The 25,076-nt window shown below is 68.9% G+C and carries 20 protein-coding genes; 13 read left to right on the forward strand and 7 right to left on the reverse strand.

Going from position 1 to position 25,076, the window contains the following annotated elements:
• Nucleotides 1-59: 59 nt before the first annotated feature.
• From IEW34_RS02830 to IEW34_RS02850, 5 genes are all read right to left on the reverse strand, one after another.
• Nucleotides 60-587 (reverse strand): cupin domain-containing protein, encoded by a 528-nt coding sequence (locus IEW34_RS02830; protein ID WP_188607588.1) that lies wholly within the window; start codon nt 585-587, stop codon nt 60-62.
• The gene (locus IEW34_RS02835) at nt 584-1,549 is read right to left on the reverse strand and encodes an ABC transporter substrate-binding protein (protein ID WP_188607589.1); all 966 of its coding nucleotides are present in this window, start codon (nt 1,547-1,549) and stop codon (nt 584-586) included. The genes IEW34_RS02830 and IEW34_RS02835 overlap by 4 nt, the downstream gene beginning before the upstream one ends.
• Entirely contained in the window at nt 1,546-2,634 is a 1,089-nt protein-coding gene (locus IEW34_RS02840; RefSeq protein ID WP_188607590.1) for an LLM class flavin-dependent oxidoreductase, read from the reverse strand. Before IEW34_RS02840 ends, IEW34_RS02835 begins: the two co-directional genes overlap by 4 nt.
• Nucleotides 2,635-2,656: 22 nt before the next feature.
• On the reverse strand, nt 2,657-3,796 hold the full coding sequence (locus IEW34_RS02845; RefSeq protein ID WP_188607591.1) for an acyl-CoA dehydrogenase family protein: 1,140 nt from the start codon (nt 3,794-3,796) through the stop codon (nt 2,657-2,659).
• Nucleotides 3,797-4,000: 204 nt separating this feature from the next.
• Nucleotides 4,001-4,141 (reverse strand): hypothetical protein, encoded by a 141-nt coding sequence (locus IEW34_RS02850; RefSeq protein WP_188607592.1) that lies wholly within the window; start codon nt 4,139-4,141, stop codon nt 4,001-4,003.
• Nucleotides 4,142-5,545: 1,404 nt separating this feature from the next.
• Between IEW34_RS02850 and IEW34_RS30430 the strand changes: the two genes are divergently transcribed.
• Entirely contained in the window at nt 5,546-6,607 is a 1,062-nt protein-coding gene (locus IEW34_RS30430; RefSeq protein ID WP_244641778.1) for an OmpA family protein, read from the forward strand.
• Nucleotides 6,608-6,677: 70 nt separating this feature from the next.
• Here the strand turns inward: IEW34_RS30430 and metG are convergent, their stop codons facing one another.
• Nucleotides 6,678-8,360: a methionine--tRNA ligase gene (gene metG / locus IEW34_RS02860; RefSeq protein WP_188607594.1), complete on the reverse strand. Its 1,683-nt coding sequence runs from the start codon at nt 8,358-8,360 to the stop codon at nt 6,678-6,680.
• A gap of 257 nt (nt 8,361-8,617) precedes the next feature.
• On the reverse strand, nt 8,618-9,985 hold the full coding sequence (locus IEW34_RS30435; protein WP_244641705.1) for a Hint domain-containing protein: 1,368 nt from the start codon (nt 9,983-9,985) through the stop codon (nt 8,618-8,620).
• A 577-nt stretch (nt 9,986-10,562) separates the two neighbouring features.
• Between IEW34_RS30435 and IEW34_RS02870 the strand changes: the two genes are divergently transcribed.
• The 12 genes from IEW34_RS02870 to IEW34_RS02925 all read left to right on the forward strand — a co-directional run bounded on the left by IEW34_RS02870 (nt 10,563) and on the right by IEW34_RS02925 (nt 24,939).
• On the forward strand, nt 10,563-11,111 hold the full coding sequence (locus IEW34_RS02870; RefSeq protein WP_244641706.1) for a biliverdin-producing heme oxygenase: 549 nt from the start codon (nt 10,563-10,565) through the stop codon (nt 11,109-11,111).
• A gap of 190 nt (nt 11,112-11,301) precedes the next feature.
• Nucleotides 11,302-13,542 carry an ATP-binding protein gene (locus IEW34_RS02875; RefSeq protein ID WP_188607596.1) on the forward strand — a complete coding sequence of 747 codons (2,241 nt, stop codon included), beginning with the start codon at nt 11,302-11,304 and terminating at the stop codon, nt 13,540-13,542.
• Nucleotides 13,543-13,545: 3 nt separating this feature from the next.
• A complete protein-coding gene (locus IEW34_RS02880; RefSeq protein WP_188607597.1) occupies nt 13,546-13,989 on the forward strand; it encodes a response regulator in 444 nt (147 codons plus the stop codon).
• Nucleotides 13,990-13,996: 7 nt separating this feature from the next.
• Nucleotides 13,997-15,976, forward strand: a complete 1,980-nt coding sequence (locus tag IEW34_RS02885; protein WP_244641779.1) for a response regulator — start codon at nt 13,997-13,999, stop codon at nt 15,974-15,976.
• Between the two features lie 167 nt (nt 15,977-16,143).
• Nucleotides 16,144-16,920, forward strand: a complete 777-nt coding sequence (locus tag IEW34_RS02890) for a DeoR/GlpR family DNA-binding transcription regulator (protein WP_188607599.1) — start codon at nt 16,144-16,146, stop codon at nt 16,918-16,920.
• A gap of 125 nt (nt 16,921-17,045) precedes the next feature.
• The gene (gene glpD / locus IEW34_RS02895; RefSeq protein ID WP_210324432.1) at nt 17,046-18,728 is read left to right on the forward strand and encodes a glycerol-3-phosphate dehydrogenase; all 1,683 of its coding nucleotides are present in this window, start codon (nt 17,046-17,048) and stop codon (nt 18,726-18,728) included.
• A gap of 95 nt (nt 18,729-18,823) precedes the next feature.
• The gene (locus IEW34_RS02900) at nt 18,824-19,924 is read left to right on the forward strand and encodes an ABC transporter ATP-binding protein (protein WP_244641708.1); all 1,101 of its coding nucleotides are present in this window, start codon (nt 18,824-18,826) and stop codon (nt 19,922-19,924) included.
• Between the two features lie 9 nt (nt 19,925-19,933).
• Nucleotides 19,934-21,013, forward strand: a complete 1,080-nt coding sequence (locus tag IEW34_RS02905) for an ABC transporter ATP-binding protein (protein WP_188607601.1) — start codon at nt 19,934-19,936, stop codon at nt 21,011-21,013.
• Entirely contained in the window at nt 21,013-21,915 is a 903-nt protein-coding gene (locus IEW34_RS02910) for a carbohydrate ABC transporter permease (protein ID WP_188607602.1), read from the forward strand. Before IEW34_RS02905 ends, IEW34_RS02910 begins: the two co-directional genes overlap by 1 nt.
• Nucleotides 21,916-22,048: 133 nt before the next feature.
• Nucleotides 22,049-22,801, forward strand: a complete 753-nt coding sequence (locus tag IEW34_RS02915) for a carbohydrate ABC transporter permease (protein WP_373288182.1) — start codon at nt 22,049-22,051, stop codon at nt 22,799-22,801.
• A complete protein-coding gene (locus tag IEW34_RS02920; protein ID WP_188607604.1) occupies nt 22,801-23,082 on the forward strand; it encodes a DUF2160 domain-containing protein in 282 nt (93 codons plus the stop codon). Before IEW34_RS02915 ends, IEW34_RS02920 begins: the two co-directional genes overlap by 1 nt.
• 117 nt (nt 23,083-23,199) lie before the next feature.
• On the forward strand, nt 23,200-24,939 hold the full coding sequence (locus IEW34_RS02925; RefSeq protein ID WP_188607605.1) for an ABC transporter substrate-binding protein: 1,740 nt from the start codon (nt 23,200-23,202) through the stop codon (nt 24,937-24,939).
• Nucleotides 24,940-25,076 lie beyond the last annotated feature (137 nt).

Genomic DNA, 25,076 nt, shown 5'->3' on the forward strand with positions numbered 1-25,076 from the left:
CGCGGCGAGCTATTCTGATCTCATCTTCTCACGCTCGGTAACGTTCGCGCCCCCGGTGCCTACGGCTTGCCGGGGTGACGATGAATCGGGTCCACCCAGTGGACGGCCTCCGGCTTCTCCACCGGGTCGACGTCGGTGATGTTGACGACCACCGCCTCGTTGTCGGAACGCACCAGCACGCATTGCAGCGGCTGGTCCGGGTCGGCGTTGATCTCCTGGTGCGGCACGAAGGGCGGCACGAAGATGAAATCGCCTGGCCCGGCCTCCGCGACGAACTCCAGCCGGTCGCCCCAGCGCATGCGCGCCTTGCCGCTGACCACGTAGATGACGCTCTCAAGCTCGCCGTGATGGTGCACGCCCGTCTTGGCGTCGGGGTCGATCGATACGGTCCCGGCCCAGATCTTCTGCGCGCCGACGCGGGCCTGATTGATTGCCGCCTGGCGGAACATGCCGGGTGTCTGGGCGGTGTTGGGGTCGAGCTTGTCGCCCGGGATCACGCGCACGCCGTCGTGCTTCCAGCGCGGCTCGCCCTGGGCATGGTCGTGACCGTGATCGTGCCCATGGGCGGAGGGGGACTGCTTGCTCATCGGGTTTCTCGCTTCGCTTCGAGGCTGGCCTGCCCCGAAGCGATCGCCCCGTTGAACGAGCTGTCAAGCACGTCGGCCGCTTTCAGCGGCTTGGAGATCAGCCCGCTGCGCGCGTAGAGGTCGATGGTGGTCTGCTCGTCGCCGACGACGCTCGCATCGATCGGCGCCAGCACCGGCCGAGCACGGCTCAGCCACAGCAGCGGCACCTCGGGCTTGAGGCCCATGAGCTTGGCCCAGGTGGCCGCGTAGCTCTCCACATTGGCAACGGACCAGGCACGGGCCGCGGCGTAGCGGTGGATGAAGTCGGTGAGCGCCTCGCGCTTGTTGGCGATCGCGTCGTCGCGGGCCACCTGGAAGCCGAGGCCGGGGGTCACCCCCTCGCCGGTGGCGATGCGCCGCGCGCCGAACAGGATCTCCTCCTGGGCGACGTAGGGCTCCCAGGTGGACCAGGCGTCGATCGAGCCGGTCGAGTAGGCGGCCTTGGCATCGGCCGGCGACAGGAACACCAGCTTGACGTCGGCGGGCGCAAGCCCGGCCTTCTCCAGCCAGGCCAGCACGAGCTGATGGCCGATCGAGCCCTTGCCGGTGCCGATGGACTTGCCTTTGAGGTCGGCGAAGGTGGTGACGGGGCTGTCCTTGCGCACCAGCACCGCGAGCCCCGCCTGGTTGGAGCGAATGGCCGCGATCGCCTTCACCGGCACGCCCGCCGCGGCGGCGAAGGTGAAGGGCGCATCGCCCACCACGCCGGTCTCGATGGCCCCGGCGTTCAGGGCTTCGAGCAGGGGCGCGGCCGCGGCGAACTCGCGCCATTCGATGCGATAGGGCGCACCGTCCAGCACCCCGGCGGCGGCCATCACCGCCTGCACGTTCCCCTTCTGGTCGCCCACGCGCAGCACGGTCTCGGCCGCGGCGGGCGCGGCCATCGCCAGCGTCAGCAGGAGCGCGAGCGCGAAGCGCCTCATGCCGCCTCCGCATCGGCCGGCCGCGTCCGCGCGATCAATTCGCGCGTCGCCGGCAAGAGCTCCCGGCCGTATTGGACGGTATCCTCGTAGGGGTCGAAGCCGCGGATCAGGAAGGTGGTGATGCCGAGGTCGTAATAATCGCGCAGCGCCTCGGCGACCTGCTCGGCCGTGCCGACCAGCGCTGTCGAGTTGCCCTTGGCGCCGGTCAGCGCGGCAAGCTCCGTCCACAGCCGCTTGTCGAGTCGGGCGCCCTGGGCGGCGGCGGCGAGCAGGCGCTGGGAGCCGGCGTTCGCGGGCTCCTTGCTCCGGGCATAGCCGGTCACGTTCTGCAGCGCCCGCGCCTGTTCGAGGATCGACTGCGCCCGAGCCCAGGCCTGCTCCTCGGTATCGGCCAGGATCGGCCGCATGGAGAGGCTGAAGCGGACCTGGCGACCGTGCCTTGCCGCTGCGGCACGCACCCGTTCCACCGTCTCGCGCACTTGCTCGTGGGTCTCGCCCCACAGGGCATAGACGTCGGCATGCTTGCCGCCGACCTCGAGCGCCGCGTCGGACGAGCCGCCGAAGTAGAGCGGGATGCGCGGCGGCCGCACGCTCTTCACGCTCGAGAAGGCCTTGTCGAAGCGGTAGAAGCGCCCGGCGTGGTCGAACGGCGCCTCCGCCGTCCATTCGCGCTTGAGCACCTCGAGATATTCGTCGGTGCGGGCGTAACGCTCGTCCTTGCCAATGAAGCTGCCGTCCTGGGCCAGCTCGGCGTCGTCCCCGCCGGTGATGACGTGCACGGCCACGCGGCCGTCGGTGAGCTGGTCCAGGGTGGCGAACTGTCGGGCGGCGACGGTCGGCGCGATGAAGCCCGGTCGGTGCGCGATCATCAGCCCGAGCCGCTCGGTGACGAAACCGGCGTAGGCGGCCACGAGCAGAGAGTCCGGGCTGGTCGAGTGGAAGGCGATGAGCGCCCGGTCGAAGCCGCCGGCCTCGTGGGCCTGCGCCAGCTTGCCGATGTAGGCCTTGTCGACGACGGGCCCCTCGGCCGGATGGATCTCCGAGCCGTGTCGCGAGCCGATGAAGCCGATGAAGTCGATGCTCATGGCGATCTCCCTTGGCGTCCCGTCAGAGGCCGAGCGCGCGGCGGCCGGCGGCGGTCCGCACACTGTCGTCCTGAGGGGTGTGGATGCGGGCGCACAGCACGTCGCGCAGGTGGCGCTCCAGCGGGTTGGCGCGGGCGAGCCCCGGGTTGCCGGCGAGCACAACGGCCTGCTCGACGGCAGCGATGGCATTGGCGCAGACGGTCATCTTGACGATGCCGCTGTCGACGCCCGCCAGCCGCGCGCCCCGGTCGACATCCTGGGCCAGGCTGCGGATCAGCCGCTCGTTGACCGCGAGCAGCCGCTCGATCTCGCCGATCGCGTCCTGAAAGCGCGGCAGCGTGGCGAGCGGCGCGCCGAGCCCGGCCGGCGTCCGCGTCTTGGCAAAGTCCACGAACCAATCACGGGCGGCGAGCGCAACCCCGTCATAGAGCGAGGCCAGCATGGCCGCGCTCCAGGCCTGAGCCTCGGGCTCAGGGGCCAGCCAGTCCTGCGGCCGGCGCACGTCCACCGCGTGATCGAGGGGAACAGCCACCTCGTCCAGCACGACATCGTGGCTGCCGCTGGCTCGCAGGCCCAGATGGTCCCAGCTCTCGACGGTCCGAATACCCGGCGCATCGGCCGGCACCAGGAAGGTGCCGACGCGCGGCTCCGCCTCGTCGGTGCGAGCCCAGACGGCGAGCCAGCGCAGCACCGGGATGCCGGTCGCGTAGATCTTGTGGCCGCTGATCAGCCAGCGCTCGCCGTCGCGCCGCGCCGTGGTCTGCGGCAGCCCCCCGCGCGCGGGCGAGCCGAGCTCCGGCTCGACGCGCAGCGCGTTGATGAGCGCCGGCCCGGCGAGGGCATCGCCGGCGACACGGACCGCCAGATGGCGCGGCCAGTCGGGCGCCGCCAGCCGCGAATGCTGGAGATACTGCATGCTCAGCACCAGCGCCGTCGCCGGGCAGCCGCGGGCAATCCGGCCGATGACCGCGCTCGCCTCGGCCAGGCCGGCGCCGCGGCCGCCGAACGCCTTGGGCGTCGCCAAGGTCAGCAGCCCCGCCTCCCAGAGGCGATCGACATGGCCTATGGGGAACGACCCTTCGCGATCGTGCTGCGCCGCCGCGCCGGCAAATTCCGCCGCGAGGGCGTCGACCGACACGAGAGAGGCCACAGGCTTGTTCATCCGCCGATGATGGGAGTGGCCGGCCGGGAAGGTCAAGGCGAACAGCTTTGCGTATTCGCGCGACGCCAGAGGATTATTTTTCGCTGGGCGGCATATTTGTAGGCCCGGTCAAGTTGGCGAGAGTTCTATTCCTTTCACCGTCGCCTGCTTGAAAAATCCTGCTCCCTCTCGAGAGATCGCCAGCGCCCCTCGGCGCCGCCGGGCTCAGCTCGCCAGAAGCAGGGTGGCAGCGACGCTCGCCCCGGTCGCTGCCACTATGACGACGGCGACGACCGCCTTGTCATAGTAGCGGATGAGGCGCGTGCGCCGGGCGTCGGCGATCCAGTCGTCGGAAATCATGGTCACACCCGCACGGCCTGAATGGAGGTGAGCGCGAGTGCGCCGACGGCCATGGCCGACCACCCGATCGGGGTGGCGAAGAGGATGGAGAAGGCGGAGTGGAGAGCGGTCATCAGGGTGGTCCTTGGGGATGTGCCCCGGCGCGGTACCGGCGGGTCACCACACCAAATGCAAACGGGGGGCCAAGCGAGCACGCTGAAAAGGCCAGCGAATTCAATCCGACCTCGTGCTTTGCCGCCTCGCCCGCCGACTTGCGAAGCCGTATCGCGACGGGCCTTCGCATTTTGCGAAGGGCGATCCGCCATCTTCCTGACCATGTTGGCGGGAACAAGCGGCGCCCCCCGGACGGTCTCCGGGGGGCTGGGGCGACGGGGGCAAAGAGGAGAGATCATGACGCGCAAGCGGCTCTTGCTCACCAGTACGGTCCTGCCGGTCCTGGTGTCATCGACGATGGCCATGGCCGATGGGCCCTCTCTGCCCCGTCCCCTCGCCGACATCGACGGCAGCGCACCGGCCGCGTCCGCGTATCGCCTGGCCCAGGCGCCAGCCCAGGAACCGGGAGACGGCGAGCCCCGCCCCGGCCGCCGGCCGCCGGGCCAGGAGCGTGGACCGGCGCAGGAGCGCCCGCCCGGCGCACCGCGACCGCCCGGCGGCGAGCACGCCCCCCGGCCGGCGCCGGAGCGTGGCCCCGGCCAGGAGCGCGGCGGCGCGGCCGAGCCGGCCCCCCGCCGCCCGCCGCCCGCAGCGGCCCAGCCGCGCCCGCCGGAGCCGTCCGCCGTCCCGCCCGCACCGTCGGAGCGGCGGCCGCGTATGCCGGACGAAGGCCGGCCGGAGCGGCCGACAGCCCCGCCGCCCGCCGGCGCCACCCCGCCGCGAGCGCCCGAGCGGCCGCCGGCGGCGCGGCCGACACCGGCGCCCGGCACCTCTGCCCCGGCGCCCGAGCCGGGCACGCCCCGGCGCCCGCCGCCTCCGCCTGCAGCCGGCCAGCCTCCCGCGCCCCCTGCAGTGCGGCCGCCCGCGCCCGCGGCTCCGCCTGGCGCGACCGCCCCGGCGCCCCAGCCGGAGCCGGGCACACCCCGCCGCCCCCCGGCGGCGGCCGGACAGCCGGCAGAACCGCGCGAGCGGCCATCCGCGCCGCCCGCGGCGCGCCCTCCGATCCCGCCCGCGCCGGGAACACCGCCCGGTGCGGCCCCCGCACCGCGGCCGGAGCCGGGGGCGCCTCGGCGCCCTGTGCCCCCGCCGGCAGCCGGACAGCCGCCCGCACCGCCGGCCCCCTCCGCGCCACCCGGCACGGGGACCCCGACACCGGTACCGGCTCCGGGGGCAGGACGCGCGCCCGGGCTTGCGCCGGGCGCCCCTGCCCAGCCCGGACAGCCTCCCGCCGCGGCGCCGGTTGCCGCGCCACCGGCCATGCCGGCGCCGGGCACCGGCGTGCCGGGCGTGCTGCCGCCAGTTGTCCCCCCACCCGGACAACCGTCGTCGCCCGGCGTGCCCTCGCGCGGCCAGCGGCCGGACCTGCCGCCCGGCGCCACGGGCCAGCCGAGGCCGGCCGGACAGGCGGATCCCTTGCCGGCGCGGCGCCTGGAGGACGTGCAGCGTGACCGCCGCACCTTCCGGCAGGGTGACCGCACCGTCATCCAGGAGCCTGGTCGCGTCATCATCGAGGAGGGCGGCCGCACCATCATCCGCCACGATGAGACCGAGCGGTTCCGTTCGCCCGGCCGCGCTTACCGGAGCGAACGGCGGGGGCGCGACCTCGTCAACGTCTACGACGGGCCGGACGGCACCCAGATCATCACCACGATCGGCCCCGAGGGCAATCTGCTGCGGCGCTCGCGGCGCTACCGGGACGGCCGTGAGGTGGTGATCATCGACAATGCGTTCGACCGGCCGGTGGGCTCGGTGGGCGGCTACTACGTCGATGTGCCCCCGCCGGTCGTCCGCATGCCGCGCGAGCGCTACATCGTCGATGCCGGCAGCGCGCCGCAGGAGATGATCGACGAGGTGCTGGTCGCCCCGCCGGTCGCTCGCATCGACCGGCGCTACACCCTCGACCAGATCCGCTACAGCCCCAACCTGCGGGCGCAGATGCCGAGCGTCGACGTGAACTCGATCAGCTTCGACAGCGGCTCCTGGGCGGTGAGGCCCGACCAGGTGCAGCAGCTGGCAGGGATCGCCGAGGGCATCCGCCGCGCGCTGGCGGCCAATGCCAACGAGGTGTTCCTGATCGAGGGCCACACCGATGCGGTTGGTCCGCCGGTCGACAATCTGTCGCTGTCGGACCGCCGGGCCACCTCGGTGGCGGAGATCCTGTCGCAGAACTTCCAGATCCCGCCGGAGAACCTGACGACACAGGGTTACGGCGAGCAAAACCTGAAGGTGGCGACGCAGGGACCCTCCGAGGCGAACCGCCGCGTCACCGTCCGCCGCATCACGCCGCTCCTGTCGGGGCAGAACCAGCAGCAGCAATAGACCGAGCGGCCTCGGGCACAACGCCCACCGCGCCATGGCCGGGCTCGACCCGGCCATGGCGGCAGCCCAGCTACCCCGCGAACGCGAGTTGCTGGGGCTCCACTTTGGTGACGGGAGGCGCGGCCAGGGACAGGGCGCGGCCCGCCCTGCCACCGTCGAGGATCGTCCGCTCGACATCCTCGGGCCAGGCGGGAATGCCGCTGGCCGGCACCGCGCTCAACGCGCCCAGCACGCGCGCGGCAACGTCCGGCACGATGCTCCACGCCACCGTCGCCCCGAGCTGCACGAGGTTGAGCGCCGTGCGGGTCGCCAGCGCAGCCTGCGCCCGGTCCGTCCCGAGCACGCTCCACGGCGCCCTCTCCTGCACATAGGCATTGGACCGGGACCAGATCGCCCGTGTCTCCGCCGCGGCGCGCCGGAACTCACGGGCCTCGTGGCAGGCGCGCAGCCGCGCGACGTGCCCGGCAACGTCCGCGGCCACCGCCCGTTCCGCCGGACCGATCTCGCCGCCGTCCGGCACCCGGCCCGCGAAGGCGCCCTGGGCAAAGCGCACCGTGCGCTGCACCAGATTGCCGAAGACATCGGCCAGATCCTTGTTGACGTCGGCGACGAAGCGCGCGGCCTGGAAGTCCGTGTCGGCGCTCTCGGGCGCATTGGCGATCAGCCACCAGCGCCAGAGGTCGGCCGGCAGCGCCTCGAGCGCCTTGTCGCAAAAGATGCCGCGGCCCTGGCTCGTCGAGAACTTGCCGCCCGCGTGCGTCAGCCAGTGAAAGCCCTTGATCACATCGGCGGTGTGCCAGGGCTCGCCGGAGCCGAGCAGCGTGGCGGGGAAGCTGACGGTATGAAACGGCACGTTGTCCTTGCCGAGGAACTGGACATACTGCGTATCGCGTGCCGCCGCGCCCCACCACCACGCCCGCCAGTCGCGCCCAGGGCGGGCGGCGGCCCAGTCCTGGGTCGCGGCGATATAGGCGATGGGCGCGTCGAACCAGACGTAGAAGACCTTGCCCGCAAAGCCCGGCCGCGGCACCGGCACGCCCCAGGCCAGGTCGCGGGTGATGCAGCGGTCCTTGAGGTCTGCCGTGAGCCAGCTCCGCGCCAGGGAGAGCACGAAGGGGGGCCAGCCGGCGCGGGTGTCGAGCCAGCCGTTCAGGGTGTCGAGGAGGGCCGATTGGCGGAGGAAGAGGTGCCGGCTCTCGCGGATTTCGAGCCGCGTGTCGCCGGAGAGGGCCGACCGCGGCGCGATGAGATCCGGCGGATCGAGCAGATGGCCACAGGCGTCGCACTGGTCGCCGCGCGCGCCGGTGTCGCCGCAGTGCGGACAGGTGCCCAGCACGTAGCGGTCGGGCAGGTAGCGCCCGTCCGCCGGCGACCAGATCTGCGGCACGGAGCGTTCGGCAATGAGGCCGGCGCCATCCAGCCGGCGGTAGAGATGCTGGGTCAGGGCGCGGTTCGACGGCGCCGAGGAGCGGCCGAAATGGTCGAAGCTCAGGCCGAAGCGCCGGTAGATGTCGGCCTGGCGGGCGTGCTGGACATCGCAGAAGGCGTGCGGCGACTGGCTGGCCGCCGCGGCGGCGATTTCGGTCGGCGTGCCGTGCTCGTCCGTGGCGCAGATGAACAGCACGTCGCTGCCGATCTGACGGTGGAAGCGGGCGTGCACGTCGGCGGGCAGGAGCGAGCCGACGAGATTGCCGAGGTGCTTGACGCCGTTGACGTAGGGCAGCGCGCTGGTGATGAGGATGCGGTGTGACATGGGGGTGCGTCCCGTGCTGAACGGTGGGCGCGCCGAACCCGCTGCAAAGAAAAAGCCCTCCCGCACGGCACGGAAGGGCTGGGTTCGGCGCTCTCGCCTCGATCGCGCTGACGCGCGTCACCCTCTCCGGCCGGACCTCCTGCGGTCGGGCCGGGTCATTCGCGAAGGGGAGGCGAACTGCACGGTCATGGCCGAGAGTTAATGCGGAGCGCGTCCACAAGCAAGAGCGGCACGCCCCGGGTTCGCCCCTGGGCGGGTCAGGCCGCCTTGTCGCCCGCTGCGAGTGCGGCCGCCCGCTGCGTGAGCCGGTCACGGATGGGCTGCGGCAGCTGCCGCCAGGATTTGACACGCGGCCTGTCCAGTTCGGCGATGGGCGCTTGAGGTGCCTCCTGCCAGTTGTCGAACGCGCGGCGGCTGATGTGGTCGACGAAGGTTTCCGCCGGCACCCCCTCGACGAGGATCAACGAATGGTCGTCGAGCTCCACATGGTAATAGAGGAACGTCTGAGGTACCTGCACGTAACGAGTGATGCTCGTGCCGTTGACGAGAGCCCCGGCTTGCACCAGGCACCCGTCGACCAGCAGCGCATGGTCCGGGGAAACGAAGAGATCACGCGCCGGAAGACCGCCGCCGAGGGCGCCCGCCAAGACACGGATCGGCACCACTTTCAGCGGATCTGCCCGAAAACGCCTGGAAACGGTCTGGACGGCCAGCCACCGTACGGGCTTGACGGCGCCGTCCGAGGTCGACACGAGGTCACCGGGCTTCAGCTTCTCGATGGCGACGGGGCCGTCCGGCGTGGCGACCATCGTGCCCGCGAGAAAACACGCTGAGACGATGATCGAGTAGCCGTCGAGGCCACCGACGAAGCCCATGGGGCCCGGCGGCAGGCCGGGATCGAACTCGCCCTGCGGAAAGGTGCCGTCGGCCACGGTGAAACTGAACATGTTGAGCGGCCCGCTCACGTATCCCACGACCGTCTGTGAGCCGTCCGGGTTGGTGGTGATGGAGTATTTGTCGAGCCGGTTGCCCATCGGCAAGTTGAAGAAACCGATCTCATCCTTCTTGGCGTCGTAGCCCTCGAAGGTCACCGAGGAGAGATCGATGAAGGCCAGTGCTGCATCGGCGGAAAACCGTCCGCCGCCGTCGCCGAAATCGACCGTGGCCCCGGCCAGCGCATCGGCGTCAGCCACGAGCAGGCCGCCGCCGTTGTTGAGGTTGACGGCCGCATCGGAGAGCCCGGCTCCAGCGCTGCTGGTGAGATCGAGCTGCCCCCCGTCGACATAGGCAGTCAGCCCGCTTCCTCCGCTGGCACCGACGTTCAGAGTCGCCTCGCCGCCAATGTGGAGCACCACGTCGTTGGTTAGCGCTGCCGGATAGTTGAGCGTGACATTTTCAATGCCCGGCGGGACGACGTAGAAGGCGGGTGCGAGCGGATCGGACGCCACGGTCATTGTGCCGCCATCGGTCAACAGCACATTCCCGAGTGGTATACCGGAGATGGTCTCGATCCCATTGGGAGAAGTGATGACGAGCGTGTATGTATTGGGAAGAGGACTTGTATTGACGACTTCGGTGAGGTCGTAATTGACGCCATTGCTGTTTGTCGCATTGTAGTTGGGCATCTTGTCGGTCTCCTACGATGGCGATCGGCAGAAGGTCTCGTCACGGCCAGAACCGCGCCGTTCGATGCGCGGCCGACATCGGCAGGCGATCTCGCTGGAAGGCAGGGTAGCGCGAACTGCTACACCCTCAACCCTCTCGCTCGCTTCCTGCCAACTATCGCCTTCAGAAGGTATCGAACTCGCGCGGTAAGAACCGTCCCGGAAAACTGCGCGCTAAGAGCGTAGGCTCCGGGGCGTCCGCTCGCCAAGTCACAAAACAGTTGGCTCAGGCGATTGTCTGCCGCACGCCGGGCCGCGACGTACGAGCTGCTGTGTAGACGAGCAAATGTTCGTCGGCTCGCCTTGCGGATGAAGCTCAGATCCCGCCATATCGCTTGAGCTGGATCCGCCGCGCCGCCGCCTATACCGCACAGGGGAGAAGGCTGCTGTGATCCTCTTCGGTCGGCGATCGTCGCGGTCGGTCGAAGACGGACGTGTTCTTCGCCGACCGCGCCGCTGATAAGACCGGCGGGGGGGATCGGCGCGTTGCTTCGACCACGGTTTCCCCGGCACGGCGAAGTGCTCTATGAAGGCCAGCATGAACCTTCGCCATGCCCTCCGCCACGCCACCTCCGCGCTGCACGCCGAGCTCGACGGCCGTTTCTCCGCGCTCGATCTCGGTAATCGCCGCGACTACACCCTGTTTCTACGCGCCCAGGCCGCAGCGTTGCTGCCGCTTGAGCAGCGCCTCGAACAGGCCGGCGTCGCGGACGTTGTGGACGATTGGCCCGAGCGAAGTCGCAGCCGGGCGCTGCTCGCCGATCTCGCCGCTCTCGGTGCGGCGTCACCACCGCCCGTGCCGGTCGCGTCCTTGCAAGGAGCGGGAGCCGTCTTCGGGGCCCTCTATGTGCTCGAGGGGTCGCGCCTGGGCGCCGAGGTGCTGTTGCGCGAGCACGGAATCGGCGACGCTGGCGGCCAGTTGCCGATCCATTTTCTCGGTCACGGTCGCGGCCGTCGGCTGTGGCCGACGTTCCTGGCCGCGCTCGAGCTGGCATCGTCCGCCGGTATCGCCGACGACGAGGTGATCGGGGGGGCCGAGGCGGCCTTTCGCACCTTCCTGACGGCGACCGAGCTCGCTGCCGCGTAAGCGTCCTCCCCCGGTACGCCGCTGATTCTCGCCTCCGCCTGCTCGACAGCGGTGAGGAACATTGCTGAGACTGTGCCGTTAAATGGGGCGTGCGGCTCTCCGGCCGCGCCCGCGGTCTCCCCAGACGTTGCCAGCATTACCGGCCAACCCGGGTCCTCGCGGTCGATCTCTTGCAAGGAGGTGGCGCAGCATGACGGCCTCACCGGCATCGACGCCCGCTGCGGCCCAGGCGGATTTTCTCGCGGCATGCGAGCGTGAACCAATCCGCATTCCCGGCGCGATCCAACCGCACGGGGCGCTGATCCTGCTCGCCCGGCCTGACCTGCGTGTGCTGCAGGCGAGCGCCAACTTCGGCGTGGTCGTCGGCCCCGACGCCGAGGGGAGCTGCGGGCGCCCGATAGCCGAGCTTCGCTGGGGCTCGGACACATTCTGCCGCGAGCTTGCCCAGTGGTGCGAAGGACCGGAGCCGCTCTACCTGCGCAGCCACCGCTTGGGCCAGCAGGCATTCACCGTGTCGGCGCATCGCTCGCCACAGGGCATCGTCGTCGAGTTCGAGCCCGCGGACGACCGCGTCCCACCGCCTGCGGCGCTCTATCCCATGCTGCGCCGGTTCCTGGAGCGGACCGAGCGCTTGGCCGACGTCGGGGAACTCAGCGACCGCGTCGCCGAGCAGGTGGCCGGCCTGACCGGCTTCAATCGCGTCATGGTGTATCGGTTCGACGAGGACTGGAACGGCACCGTCATTGCCGAGCGTGGCGACGGCGTCCTGCCGACCTATCTCGACCTGCGCTTCCCGGCGTTCGACATTCCCGCCCAGGCCCGCGAGCTCTATCGCCTCAACCGGCTGCGCCTCATCCCGACGGCGGACTACCAGCCGGTGCCGATCGTGCCCGCGCATTGCCCGGTCGACGGCGCGCCCCTCGACATGAGCTTCGCCGCTCTGCGCAGCGTCTCGCCAGTCCATCTCGAATATATGCGTAACATGGGGACCGTGGCCTCGATGTCGATCTCGATCGTCGTCGACGACCGGTTGTGGGGCCTGATCTCCTGTCATCACGCCGCTGAGAGGCATATTGATCCGCAGCTGCGCGCCGCCTGCGACTTCCTCGGGCGCCTGGTCGCCCAGCAGATCGACGCACGCGAGCGCGCGGCCGAGGACAAGGAGCGCCTGCGGCTGAAGCAGGTCGAAACGGAGCTCGTCACGCATCTCGCCCGCGCGCCGACGTTTCAGTCCGGCCTCGTCGAGCGCGCTTCGCACTGGCTCGGTCTGGTGAACGCGGACGGGGCCGCCGTGATCACCGACGGCATCGCGCTGACTGCCGGCTCGACGCCGCCGATCGACGCCATCTTGCGACTTGCCGAATGGATGCACGAGCGCCGGCTTGATCAGCTTTATGCCACCGACTGCCTGTCGGCGCAGTGGACGGAAGGCGCGGCGTTCACTGACGTCGCGAGCGGCGTCGTCGCCGTGCCGATCTCGCGCATCCACGCGAGCTTCATCATGTGGTTCAGACCCGAGATCATCCGGACCGTGACCTGGGGCGGCGATCCCGCCGCCAAGGTGTCCGCCGAAACGGGCCGCCTTCACCCCCGCGCCTCGTTCGCCAGCTGGACCGAGCAAGTGCGAGGCCGCTCGCGGCCGTGGCGGGAAGCCGAGCGGCTCAGCGCCGTCGATTTCCGCACCGCCGCCGTCGATTTCGTGCTGAAGCGGGCCGAAGAGCGCGCGCAACTGACCGAGGAGCTCCAGCGCTCGAACAGAGAACTCGAGGCGTTTTCCTATTCGATCTCCCACGATCTGCGCGCCCCGTTCCGACACATCGCCGGCTACGCCGAATTGCTGGCCGAGGAGGAGCCTGAGCTCAAGCACATCTCCCGGCATTATCTCAAGGGCATCTCGCACGCCGCCCTCTCGGCCGGGCAACTGGTGGACGATCTGCTGCATTTTTCCCAGCTCGGCCGGGCCGATCTGCGCATCAGCCGAATCGACATGCGCAAGGTGGCCGATGAGGTGAGGCGAAGCCTCGACCTGGAATCGCAGGAGCGCCCCATCTCCTGGGACATCGGCCCCCTGCCGGACTGCTGGGGGGACCCGTCGCTCGTGCGTCAAGCCCTGTTCAACCTTGCCGAGAACGCCGTCAAATACACCCGAAAACAGCCGGAGACCCGCATCCGCATCACCGGCATCGAACGATCCGCCGACGTGTTGTATGCGGTGGAAGACAATGGAATCGGCTTCGACATGGCCTATGCCAGCAAGTTGTTCCAGGTATTTCAGCGGCTGCACCGGCCCGAGGATTACGAAGGCACGGGAATCGGCCTCGCGCTCACGCGCCGGATCGTCGAGCGCCACGGCGGCACGATCGAAGCCCGCGGAACGGTTGGTCAGGGCGCCACCTTCAGCTTTTCGCTTCCCCGGCGGCCCGAGGCCTAGCCCATGGCCACGCTGAGACCGATCCTGCTGGTCGAGGACAATCCCGCCGACATCGACCTGACGCTCGCCGCGCTCAAGAAAACCAACCTCGCCAACGCGGTCATCGTCGTGCGCGACGGCGTCGAGGCGCTCGACTATATTTTCCGGGAAGGCGTCTTCGCCGATCGGGAACCTGGGCCGCCCGCCGTCGTGCTGCTCGACCTCAAGCTCCCCAAGGTCGACGGGCTCGAGGTGCTGGAGCGCGTCAAGGCGCATCCGAAGTACCGCACTATTCCGATCGTGATGCTGACGTCCTCGCGCGAGGAAAGCGATGTGGTGCGCAGCTACGAGTTCGGGGTGAACTCCTTTGTCGTGAAGCCCGTCGACTTCAAGGCTTTCTTCGAGTCGATCCGCGATCTCGGCGTGTTCTGGGCCGTCATCAACGAGCCGCTGCCGGGAGGGTTCTGAGGTGAGCATGTCGGGCGATGCCATCGGGCTGCTCCTGCTCGAGGACAGTGACATCGATGCCGAGCTGATCGCCCATCAGCTGGCCAAGCTCGGCCGCCACGTCGAGGTCGACCGCGCCGCCGTGCGCGGCGAGTTTCAGCAGCGGCTCGCGCAACGCCGCTATGATGCGATCCTCTCCGACTATTCGCTGCCGGACTTCGCGGGCATCGAAGCGCTCCAGGTGGCGCGGGCGGCGCAGCCCGACGTGCCCTTCATCTTCGTGTCCGGTGTGCTCGGCGAGGAACGGGCCACGGAGGCGCTGCGGGCGGGCGCCACCGATTACGTGACCAAGCGCGATCTCGGCCGCCTGCCCATGGTGACCGAGCGCGCGCTGCGCGAGGCGCTCGAGCGACGGCTGGGCCAAAGGGCCATGCAGGCGCTGCGCGAGAGCGAGGAGCGCTTTCGCAACATGGCGGACAGCGCACCGGCGCTCATCTGGTCGGTCGGCCCGGACGGCACCATGACCTTTGCCAACCGGCGCTTCGAGACCGAGCTCGGCGTGCCGTCGGCACGCATGCTGCGGGAGGGTTGGGCGGCGCTGCTGCACGAGGATGACTGGCCGGCATTTGCGGAAAAGCGCCGGGCCGCCATCGCGGCGCGTGAGGTCTTCGCCGACGAGATGCGGGTGCGCTGCGCCAGCGGCGAGGTACGCTGGCTGAAATGCCAGAGCAGTCCCCGCCACGACGATGCCGGGCGCTTTCTCGGCTACACCGGCTGCGCCGTCGACATCACCGAGGCGCGCGTCACCAAGCACGTCCTTGAGGTCGAAGTCCTGAAGCGGACCGAAGAGCTGCGCGACAAGGACGAGGCGCTTCGGCAGTCGCAGAAGATGGAGGCCATCGGCCAGCTGACCGGCGGCATCGCCCACGACTTCAACAACATGCTGGCCGGCATTCTCGGCGGCGCGGAGCTGATCCAGCGGCGCCTAGCCGAAGGCCGCTTCGAGGATTGCGAACGGTACCTCGATGCGGTCGTTATGTCCGCCAAGCGGGCCGCCGGGCTGACGCAGCGGCTGCTGGCCTTCTCACGCCGCCAGACGCTCAACGTGCGCGGCAGCGATATCAACGCGCTCGTGGCCTCGCTCGAGGATCTCCTGCATCGCACGATCGGCAGCTCGATCCAGCTGACGATCACGTTCGACCACGACCTGTGGCCGGCCTCGACGGATGCCAACCAGCTCGAGAGCGCGCTGCTCAACCTGGCGATCAACGCGCGCGACGCGATGCCCGACGGCGGGCGCCTCGTCATCGCGACGCGCAACCTCTCGATCGGCCCGTCGGAGGCGGCGCCAGGGCTGAAGCCCGGCGAGTATGTCGCCGTCGATGTGGTGGACGACGGCGCCGGCATGAGCGCGGACGTGAAGGCAAAGGTGTTCGATCCGTTCTTCACGACCAAGCCCCTCGGCCAGGGCACCGGGCTGGGCCTGTCGATGATCTACGGCTTCATGGCGCAGACCGAGGGCCAGATCCGCCTGACCTCGGAACTGGGCGAGGGAACGACGGTCACGCTGCTGCTGCCGCGGGCGGGCGGCGTCACCGATCATGAGGCGCCGCGGACACCGGCACACGTGACGAGCGGCAAGGGCTCGATCCTGCTTGTCGAGGACGAACCGGCCGTCCGCATGCTGATCATCGATCACCTGAGGGAGGCCGGATATCGCGTGCTTGCGACCGACGGGGCTATCGCCGCTCTGGCCCTGCTCGAGGAGGAGCGGGTCGACCTGCTGCTCACCGACGTCGGCCTGCCGGGCATGAACGGCGGCGAGCTGGCGAGGAGAGCGCGTATGCTCCACCCCGAGCTCAGGGTCCTGTTCGCGACCGGCTACGCAGGCGATACAGCCAACCGACCGGATCTGGCGGGCGACGGCACCGACCTGATCGTCAAACCGTTCGACCTGCCGCAGCTAAGCGAGAGGCTGCGGGCGCTCCTGGATCATGTGATCGAGTGAGCCGTCCGGCCGCCGCGGAACGCAGGCAGCCGCCCTGGCGCAGGGCGTGCACGCGACCCGCCGGCGCCCTACATCGGGGCGAGCGCGGACCACCGCTTTGATTTCACATTCACTCCTGCCCCGAATTTGATACAAAATCGAAAGCGTGCGCAGGGAGGTGAGCGATCATGGATGACTTCAGCACACCGCGGCAAGCGGACATCCTCGCCACGGCCAGAGCGCAAGGCAAGGTCAACGTCGATGAGCTGGCGACCCGCTTCGACGTCACGCCGCAGACGATCCGCAAGGATCTCAACGAGTTATGCGATCGCAGACTGATGACGCGCGTCCACGGTGGCGCCGTGATCGCCTCTGGCGTCGAGAATGTGGCCTATGAGGCGCGGCGCTTCATCGCCCAGCCGGAGAAACGGGCCATCGGTGAAGCCGCAGCCCGGCTGATACCAGACAATGCCTCGCTGTTCATCAACATCGGCACGACCACGGAAGAAGTGGCGCGCGCTCTGGTTCAGCATGAGGGGCTGCTCGTCATCACCAACAACCTCAATGTCGCCACCCTGCTCTACCGCCAGCCGAAGATCGAGGTGGTCTTGGCCGGCGGCCCGGTTCGGCGGTCGGACGGAGCGCTGATCGGCTCGAGCGCGGTCGACTTCATCAAGCAGTTCAAGGTGGACTACGCCGTGATCGGCGCCTCTGCCATCGACGAGGATGGAGCGTTGCTCGATTTCGACATTCGCGAGGTCAGAGTGTCCCGCGCCATCATCGACAATGCCCGCAAGGTGATGCTCGTCGCCGACCGGATGAAGCTTGAACGCGCAGCGCCCATCCGCATCGGTCATCTCAGCGAGGTGGACGTGTTCGTCACGGACGAACTGCGCTCTCAGGCCTTGCGCACACTGTGCAGGACCGACGCCGTGGAGCTCGTCGAGGTGGGGCGCCGGGACTGAGCCAGACCGCGCCAGGCCGGCGGCGTTGGCCGGACCTGCGATTGCTTTCGAGTTTCATTTCGTTTATTCTATCTTGACGCATCAAACGAAAATTCAGGCCGCTTGAGGGCCGCCGAGGAGAGGTCGTGGACGCTGCCCCCCGCAATTCCGGCAACGTGTTCGACCTCGGCATCATCGGCGGCGGCGTGAACGGTTGCGGCATCGCGCGCGACGCAGCCGGGCGGGGCGCCTCGGTCGTCCTGTTCGAGCAGGACGATCTCGCCAGCGCCACATCCTCCGCCTCCACCAAGCTGATCCATGGCGGGCTGCGCTATCTCGAACAATACGCGTTCCGTCTGGTGCACGAGGCATTGACGGAGCGGGAGGTGCTGTGGCGGATGGCGCCGCACATCGTCCGCCCGCTGCGCTTCGTCCTGCCTCACCACGAGGGACTACGGCCGGCCTGGCTGCTACGGCTCGGCCTCTTCCTCTACGACCATCTCGGGGGCCGCAAGTTGCTGCCACCGACGCGCTCGCTCGACCTCGCGCATGACCCCGCCGGAGAGCCGTTGAAGGACAGTCGGGCGAGGGCGTTCGAATACTCCGATTGCTGGGTCGAGGATTCGCGCCTCGTAGTGCTGAACGGGGCCGATGCGGCGGGGCATGGGGCCGACATCCGAACGCAGACCAAAGTGGTCTCGGCCGCGCGGAAGGGCGGGCTGTGGCGGATCGAGACCGAGCAGGACGGCCGGCGCGCCAGCGTCGAGGCAAGGGTGCTGGTCAATGCGGCCGGGCCCTGGGTCGGCAGCGTGCTGAGCGGCATCGTCCATTCGAGCGCCAAGGCGTCGGTCCGCATGGTCAAGGGCAGCCACATCGTCGTGCGCAAGCTCTTCGCACACGACCGCTGCTACATCTTCCAGAACGCCGACGGCCGGATCGTCTTCGCCATTCCCTACGAGCATGACTTCACGCTGATCGGCACCACGGACCTCGACTTCCATGACGATCCGGCGGCGGTCGCGATCAGCGCGGCGGAGGTCGACTATCTCTGCTCGGCGGCGAGCGAGTATTTCCGTGAGCCGGTGACCCGCGACAAGGTAGTCTGGACCTACTCCGGGGTCCGCCCGCTCTATGACGACGGCGCCTCGAGGGCTCAGGAGGCGACGCGCGACTACGTGCTCACGCTCGACGCGCCGGGCGGCGAGCCGCCGCTGCTCTCCGTGTTCGGCGGCAAGATCACTACCTACCGCCGCCTGGCCGAGGCTGCGATCGACAAGCTCGCTCCCCACGCCGCGTGGGCCGGACGGCCGGCCTGGACAAAGGAGGCGTGTCTGCCTGGGGGCGATTTCCCGGTCGACGGCCTCGATGCGCTGGCCGCGGCGATCGGCGCCGAGCAGCCCTGGCTGGGAGGCGCCACGATAGCGCGGCTGGCACGCGCCTATGGCACGAAGGCCCACGAAATGCTCGCCGGTGCCCGGTCGGTTTCGGAGCTCGGACGGCACTTCGGTGCCGATCTCTACGAAGCAGAGGTTCGATACCTGATGCGCGCCGAATTCGCGCGCCGGGCGGCCGACGTCCTGTGGCGTCGCGGCAAGCTCGGATTGCGATTGTCGGTGGCGCAGCGGGAGGCGCTGGACGATTTCATGCGGACAGTGGACGGCGCGACGGCATCGCGGCCGCACGGGACGAGGACGTCTGGAGCCCCGCGGGAGGAGACGGAGGCGCCCAATCGCGGCAGAGGCCCCGGAGATCCAAGGCGTTGGAGCGTTTCGATTGCGTCGGATCACGCCCGACGTGGACGTGCGCCAGGGCCTGCCGCGCAGGAGTGACGGTCGCTCCTGCGGGCCAAGGCAGGCTCGATGGCGAATGAGCGCCGCTCGATCCGGCTGCTGTCGGCGGGATGGAGGGCGCAAGGGAGGTTCGCTTGGGCCTGATCCTCGACCGCGTGCGGCGCGACGTCGGCGCCGAGACGTATATTCACGAGACCAGCCTGCGCCTTGCGCCGGGCACGATGACCGTGCTGCTCGGCCCGACGCTCGCCGGCAAGACATCGCTGATGCGGCTGATGGCGGGCCTCGACCGGCCGACCGCGGGGCGGATCCTCACCACCGACGGCCGGTCGGAGACCGACGTCACCGGGGTTGCCGTGCGCGAGCGCTCCGTGGCGATGGTCTATCAGCAGTTCATCAACTATCCGAACCTCAGCGTCTTCGAAAACATCGCCTCGCCGCTCCGGGTGAAGCGTCTGCCCAAAGCCGAGATCGACGACAAGGTCCGTGCCATGGCGCGGCTGATGCAGCTCGAGCCCTTCCTGGAGCGCCCGCCCCTCAGCCTGTCGGGCGGCCAGCAGCAGCGCACGGCCATGGCGCGCGCGCTGATCCGGGGCGCCGACCTGGTGCTGCTCGACGAGCCGCTCGCCAATCTCGACTACAAGCTGCGCGAGGAGCTGCGTGAAGAGCTGCCGAAGATCGTGCGCGCCTCGCGGGCGACGGTGGTCTACGCCACGACGGAGCCGCAGGAGGCGCTGCTGCTCGGCGACTACACGGCCGCGCTCTGGCAGGGCCGCGTGACGCAATACGGCCCCAGCGCCGAGGTCTACCGCCGCCCCACGGACCTGACCACGGCACAGATCTTCTCCGACCCGCCGCTCAATCTGCTGCCGGTGAGCAAGCGCGAAGCCGTCATCCAGCTGCCCGGCGGCGCGAGCATCCCCGCGGGCGGAGCGCTGGCCGCGCTGGCCGACGGGGACTATCGCCTCGGCTTTCGGGCCCATCAGCTGGCGCTGCGCGCCGGCCCGGCGCCGAGCCTCGCATTCGCCGGCACGGTGACGGTGGCCGAGATCACCGGGTCGGAGAGTTATGTCCACGTCGAATGCGCTGGCTTGCGCTGGGTGGCGCTCGTGCCGGGCGTGCAGGAGCTCGAGCCCGGCGCGGCGATCACCGTCCACGTCGATCCGGCTCACGTCTTCGTCTTCGCCTCCGACGACAGGCTTGCCCACGCGCCCGCCGTCCGCACGGCCGCCTGAGGAGAGAGCATGGCCCGCATCGAGCTCTCCAATCTGGCCCACTCCTACACGCCGGGCGCGTCGGAGCCGGGCGATTTCGCGCTGAAAGCGATGAACCTGACCTGGCGCCAGGGCGGCGCCTACGCGCTGCTCGGCCCCTCCGGCTGCGGCAAGACCACGCTGCTCAACATCATCTCCGGCTTGCTGACACCATCTCATGGCCAGGTGCTGTTCGACGGGCGCGACGTAACCGGCCTGCCGACGGAGCAGCGCAACATCGCGCAGGTCTTCCAGTTTCCGGTCGTCTACGACACCATGACGGTCCGCGAGAACCTCGCCTTCCCCTTGCGCAACCGCGGCATGGCGGGCAAGGCGGCGGACCGGCGCGTGCGGGAGATCGCCGAACTTCTCGACCTCTCCGGAGAGCTCGACCGCAAGGCGCGCGGGCTGACCGCGGACGCCAAGCAGAAGATTTCCCTCGGCCGCGGGCTGGTGCGGCCGGACGTGGCGGCGATCCTGTTCGACGAGCCGTTGACGGTGATCGACCCGCAGCTCAAGTGGGAGCTCCGTTCCAAGCTCAAGGCGTTGCACCGCGCACTCGACGTCACGATGATCTACGTGACCCACGACCAGACCGAAGCACTGACCTTCGCCGACACGGTGATGGTGATGTACGACGGCAGCGTGGTGCAGGCCGGACGGCCGGACGAGCTGTTCGAGCGGCCGGACCACACCTTCGTCGGCTACTTCATCGGCTCGCCCGGCATGAACGTGCTGCCGGCCGAGATCGAAGGCAGCCGCGCCCGCGTGGGGGGCGGCACGATCGAGCTCAGCCGCAGCTACGACGTCCCCTCCGGCAGACGCATCGAGATCGGCGTCAGGCCGGAGTTCGCCAGCCTGGCGCCGCCGGGCGAGGGGCTGGCGGCCACGGTCGAGCGCATCGACGACCTCGGCCGGGCTCGACTGGCGCGGCTCAGGCTCGGCGGCCACCCCTTCGCAGCGAGCGTGCCCGAGGCGCTTGCGGACATCGGCACGGCCGCGGGCGTCGTCCTTGAGCGCGCTCAGGTCCATGTCTATGCCGACGGCAAACGCCTGGAGGGGAGGGCGTGATGGACAAGCCGTATGACAACCGCGCCTGGCTTCTCGTCCTGCCGGTGCTCGCCATCGTCGCCTTCTCGGCGGTGATCCCCTTGATGACGGTCGTCAACTATTCGGTGCAGGACACGTTCGGCAACAACCAGTTCTTCTGGAACGGCACCGGCTGGTTCCGGGAGTTGCTCGACCCGTCGACCGACCTGGGCGGGCGCGTCTTCGACTCCTTGTGGCGCAACCTCGCCTTCTCGGCGATCATTCTCGCGATCGAGGTACCGCTCGGCATCGCCGTCGCGCTTGCCATGCCACGCCACGGCTGGAAGGTCGCGGCGACGCTGGTGCTGATGGCGATGCCGCTGCTCGTGCCCTGGAACGTGGTGGGCACGATCTGGCAGGTCTTCGCCCGCGCCGATATCGGCCTGCTGGGCTATGCGATCAACCGGCTGGGGATCGACTACAACTATGTCGCCGATCCGCTCGACGCCTGGATCACCATCATCGTGATGGACGTCTGGCACTGGACCTCGCTGGTGGCGCTGCTGTGCTACGCCGGGCTGAAGTCGATCCCGGACGCCTACTACCAGGCCGCACGCATCGACGGCGCCAGCCGCTGGGCCGTGTTCCGCTACATCCAGCTGCCGAAGATGCGGCGCGTGTTGATCATCGCCGTCCTGCTGCGCTTCATGGACTCGTTCATGATCTACACCGAGCCTTTCGTCGTCACCGGCGGCGGGCCGGGCAACTCGACCACCTTCCTCTCCATCGAGCTGGTGAAGCTGGCGCTCGGCCAGTTCGACCTCGGCAAGGCCGCCGCCATGTCGATCGTCTACAACCTGATCGTCCTCGCCGTATGCTGGGTCTTCTACACGGTGATGACCAATCTCGACGTCGAGCGCCGGCGCCTGCCGGCGGACCGGTGAGGAGCCGCCGATGACCGCGGAGAGCATGCCGGCGACCGCGCCGCTGCCCGCCACGGGGGCGATGCGGAAGGCGCGCGTCGCCTTCCGCTTCCAGGGCGCAGGCGTGACGCTCGGTCTCTACCTCATCTTCCTGATGCTGCCGATCTATTGGCTGTTCATCATGAGCCTGAAGACCAATGCCGAGATCAATGCCGGCATGACCTTATGGCCGCGCGAGATCACCTTCGACAACTACCGGACGATCTTCACCGATTCGTCCTGGTATTCGGGTTATATTAACTCGCTGACCTACGTGGTCATGAACACGGCGATCTCGATCCTGCTGGCGCTGCCAGCGGCCTATGCCTTCTCGCGCCACCGTTTCCTCGGCGACAAGCACCTGTTCTTCTGGCTGCTCTCCAACCGGATGGCGCCGCCGGCCATCTTCGCTCTGCCCTTCTTCAATCTCTACTCGGCGATCGGGCTGTTCGACACGCCGCTGGCGGTGGCGCTGGCGCATTGCCTGTTCAACGTGCCGCTGGCGGTGTGGATCCTGGAGGGCTTCATGTCGGGCGTGCCGCGCGAGATCGACGAGACCGCCTATCTCGACGGCTATTCCTTCCCGCATTTCTTCGTGAAGATCTTCACGCCGATCATCGCCAACGGCATCGGCGTCACGGCCTTCTTCTGCTTCATGTTCTCCTGGGTCGAGCTCCTGCTGGCGCGCACCTTGACCACGGTCAACGCCAAGCCGATCGCCGCCACGATGACGCGCACGGTCTCGGCCGCCGGCATGGACTGGGGGCTGCTCGCGGCGGCGGGCGTGCTGACCCTCATCCCCGGCGCCCTCGTGATCTGGTTCGTGCGCAACTACATCGCCAAAGGCTTCGCGCTGGGGAGGGTATGATGCCCGATCTCACCTGGATGGCATGGACGCCGCAGACAGCCCTGTTCTTCGCGACGATCATCGGCCTGCTCTTGGTAATGACGACCCTTGCCGTGCGGCGGCCCGAGCTGGAGCGCGTCGGCGCGCTCGGCATCGCCACGACCCGCGGCGACCGGCTGTTCCTGAGCCTGCTCGGCACGGCCTTCATCCATCTCGCCTGGCTGGGCCTCGCCGGCGGCCCGCTCTGGTGGGCGACAGCCCTCTCGCTTCTCTACGCCGCGGCGGTCTTCCGCTTCGTCTGACGGGATCTCGGACGGCGGCCGGGAGCCGACCGCCCTCCGCAACAAGAGCCGCCAAGGCCTGGAGGACAACAATGACACTTGGACACACGACACACTTGGACACATTTGGAGGAAACGATGAAGAAGCATCTGTTGGCCGCCACCGCCATGTGCCTCGTGCTCGGCGCCGCGCCGGCCTTCGCCGACATGGAGGCGGCGCGGCGCTGGGTCGACGGCGAATTCCAGCCCTCGACGCTCACCAAAGACGAGCAGCTCAAGGAGATGGAGTGGTTCGTCAATGCAGCGAAGCCCTTCGCCGGCATGGAGGTCAATGTCGTCTCCGAGACGATCACCACCCATGAGTACGAGGCCCGCACCCTGGCCCGGGCCTTCAGCGAGATCACCGGCATCAAGCTTAAGCACGATCTGATCCAGGAAGGCGACGTGGTCGAGAAGCTGCAAACGCAGATGCAGTCCGGCCGCAACGTCTACGACGGCTGGATCAACGATTCCGACCTGATCGGCACCCATTTCCGCTACAAGCAGACGACCAACCTGACGGACTGGATGGCCGGTCCGGGCAAGGACGTCACCAATCCGATGCTCGACGTCGACGACTTCATCGGCAAGTCGTTCGGCACGGCGCCGGACGGCAAGCTCTACCAGTTGCCCGACCAGCAATTCGCCAATCTCTACTGGTTCCGCTACGACTGGTTCTCGCGGCCCGACCTGAAGGAGAGGTTCAAGGCCAAATACGGCTATGAACTCGGCGTACCGGTGAACTGGTCGGCCTACGAAGACATCGCTGAGTTCTTCAGCAACGACGTCAAGGAGGTCGACGGCGTTCGCGTCTACGGCCACATGGACTACGGCAAGAAGGACCCGTCGCTCGGTTGGCGCTTCACCGATGCCTGGCTCTCCATGGCGGGCAACGGCGACAAGGGCATTCCCAACGGAAAGCCCGTCGACGAATGGGGCATCCGCATGGAGGGCTGCCGGCCGGTGGGCTCCTCCGTCGAGCGCGGCGGCGACACCAACGGGCCCGCGTCCGTCTATGCCGTGCAGAAATATGTCGACTGGCTCAACAAATACGCGCCTCCGCAGGCGCGCGGCATGACCTTCTCGGAATCGGGCCCCGTGCCGGCCCAGGGCAACATCGCCCAGCAGATCTTCTGGTACACCGCCTTCACCGCCGACATGGTGAAGCCCGGCCTGCCGGTGGTGAACCCCGACGGCACGCCGAAATGGCGGATGGCGCCCTCCCCCAAGGGCGCCTATTGGCAAGACGGGATGAAGCTCGGCTACCAGGACGCGGGCTCGCTGACCCTGCTGAACTCGACACCGGTCGAGAAGCGCAAGGCGGCCTGGCTCTACATGCAGTTCATCGTCGCCAAGACGGTGAGCCTGAAGAAGAGCCATGTGGGCCTCACCTTCATCCGCGAGAGCGACATCTGGGACAAGAGCTTCACCGAGCGGGCCTCCAAGCTCGGCGGACTGATCGAGTTCTACCGCTCACCGGCGCGCGTGCAGTGGACGCCGACCGGCAACAACGTGCCGGACTATCCGCGCCTCGCCCAGCTCTGGTGGCAGAATATCGGGGACGCCTCCTCCGGCGCCAAGACGGCGCAAGCGGCGATGGATTCGCTCGCCGCCGCCCAGGACTCGGTGCTCGAGCGGCTGGAGCGCTCCGGCGTGCAGGGCGAGTGCGGGCCCAAGCTGAACCCGAAGCAGACGGCCGAGGCGTGGTTCGCCAAGTCCAAGGCCGACGGCAATGTCGCGCCTCAGCCCAAGCTGGCCAACGAGAAACCGAAGGGCGAGACGATCGACTACGACACCCTGATCAAGTCGTGGCCGGCGACGCCGCCCAAGAAGAACTGACGGCTCCCGGTCTTCAGCATCAGAGATCATTCTGAGTGCGTGACGACGCGGCCCCCGCCCCTGTCCCTCCCCACCACCGCATGGGGAGGGAGGCGCCTCGCGTGCAGACGTGGCGCCTTGGGGCAGGGGCCAACCGA

It is taken from the genome of Chelatococcus reniformis (assembly GCF_014640075.1).
GTDB classification, from domain to species: domain Bacteria; phylum Pseudomonadota; class Alphaproteobacteria; order Rhizobiales; family Beijerinckiaceae; genus Camelimonas; species Camelimonas reniformis.

Coding starts and splice junctions, on each gene's coding strand:
- IEW34_RS02830 (WP_188607588.1), bottom strand. CDS start 587: ATGAGCAAGCAGTCCCCCTCCGCCCATGGGCACGATCACGGTCACGAC.
- IEW34_RS02835 (WP_188607589.1), bottom strand. CDS start 1,549: ATGAGGCGCTTCGCGCTCGCGCTCCTGCTGACGCTGGCGATGGCCGCG.
- IEW34_RS02840 (WP_188607590.1), bottom strand. CDS start 2,634: ATGAGCATCGACTTCATCGGCTTCATCGGCTCGCGACACGGCTCGGAG.
- IEW34_RS02845 (WP_188607591.1), bottom strand. CDS start 3,796: ATGAACAAGCCTGTGGCCTCTCTCGTGTCGGTCGACGCCCTCGCGGCG.
- IEW34_RS30430 (WP_244641778.1), top strand. CDS start 5,546: ATGCCGGCGCCGGGCACCGGCGTGCCGGGCGTGCTGCCGCCAGTTGTC.
- metG (WP_188607594.1), bottom strand. CDS start 8,360: ATGTCACACCGCATCCTCATCACCAGCGCGCTGCCCTACGTCAACGGC.
- IEW34_RS30435 (WP_244641705.1), bottom strand. CDS start 9,985: ATGCCCAACTACAATGCGACAAACAGCAATGGCGTCAATTACGACCTC.
- IEW34_RS02870 (WP_244641706.1), top strand. CDS start 10,563: ATGAACCTTCGCCATGCCCTCCGCCACGCCACCTCCGCGCTGCACGCC.
- IEW34_RS02875 (WP_188607596.1), top strand. CDS start 11,302: ATGACGGCCTCACCGGCATCGACGCCCGCTGCGGCCCAGGCGGATTTT.
- IEW34_RS02880 (WP_188607597.1), top strand. CDS start 13,546: ATGGCCACGCTGAGACCGATCCTGCTGGTCGAGGACAATCCCGCCGAC.
- IEW34_RS02885 (WP_244641779.1), top strand. CDS start 13,997: ATGTCGGGCGATGCCATCGGGCTGCTCCTGCTCGAGGACAGTGACATC.
- IEW34_RS02890 (WP_188607599.1), top strand. CDS start 16,144: ATGGATGACTTCAGCACACCGCGGCAAGCGGACATCCTCGCCACGGCC.
- IEW34_RS02905 (WP_188607601.1), top strand. CDS start 19,934: ATGGCCCGCATCGAGCTCTCCAATCTGGCCCACTCCTACACGCCGGGC.
- IEW34_RS02910 (WP_188607602.1), top strand. CDS start 21,013: ATGGACAAGCCGTATGACAACCGCGCCTGGCTTCTCGTCCTGCCGGTG.
- IEW34_RS02915 (WP_373288182.1), top strand. CDS start 22,049: ATGCTGCCGATCTATTGGCTGTTCATCATGAGCCTGAAGACCAATGCC.
- IEW34_RS02920 (WP_188607604.1), top strand. CDS start 22,801: ATGCCCGATCTCACCTGGATGGCATGGACGCCGCAGACAGCCCTGTTC.
- IEW34_RS02925 (WP_188607605.1), top strand. CDS start 23,200: ATGAAGAAGCATCTGTTGGCCGCCACCGCCATGTGCCTCGTGCTCGGC.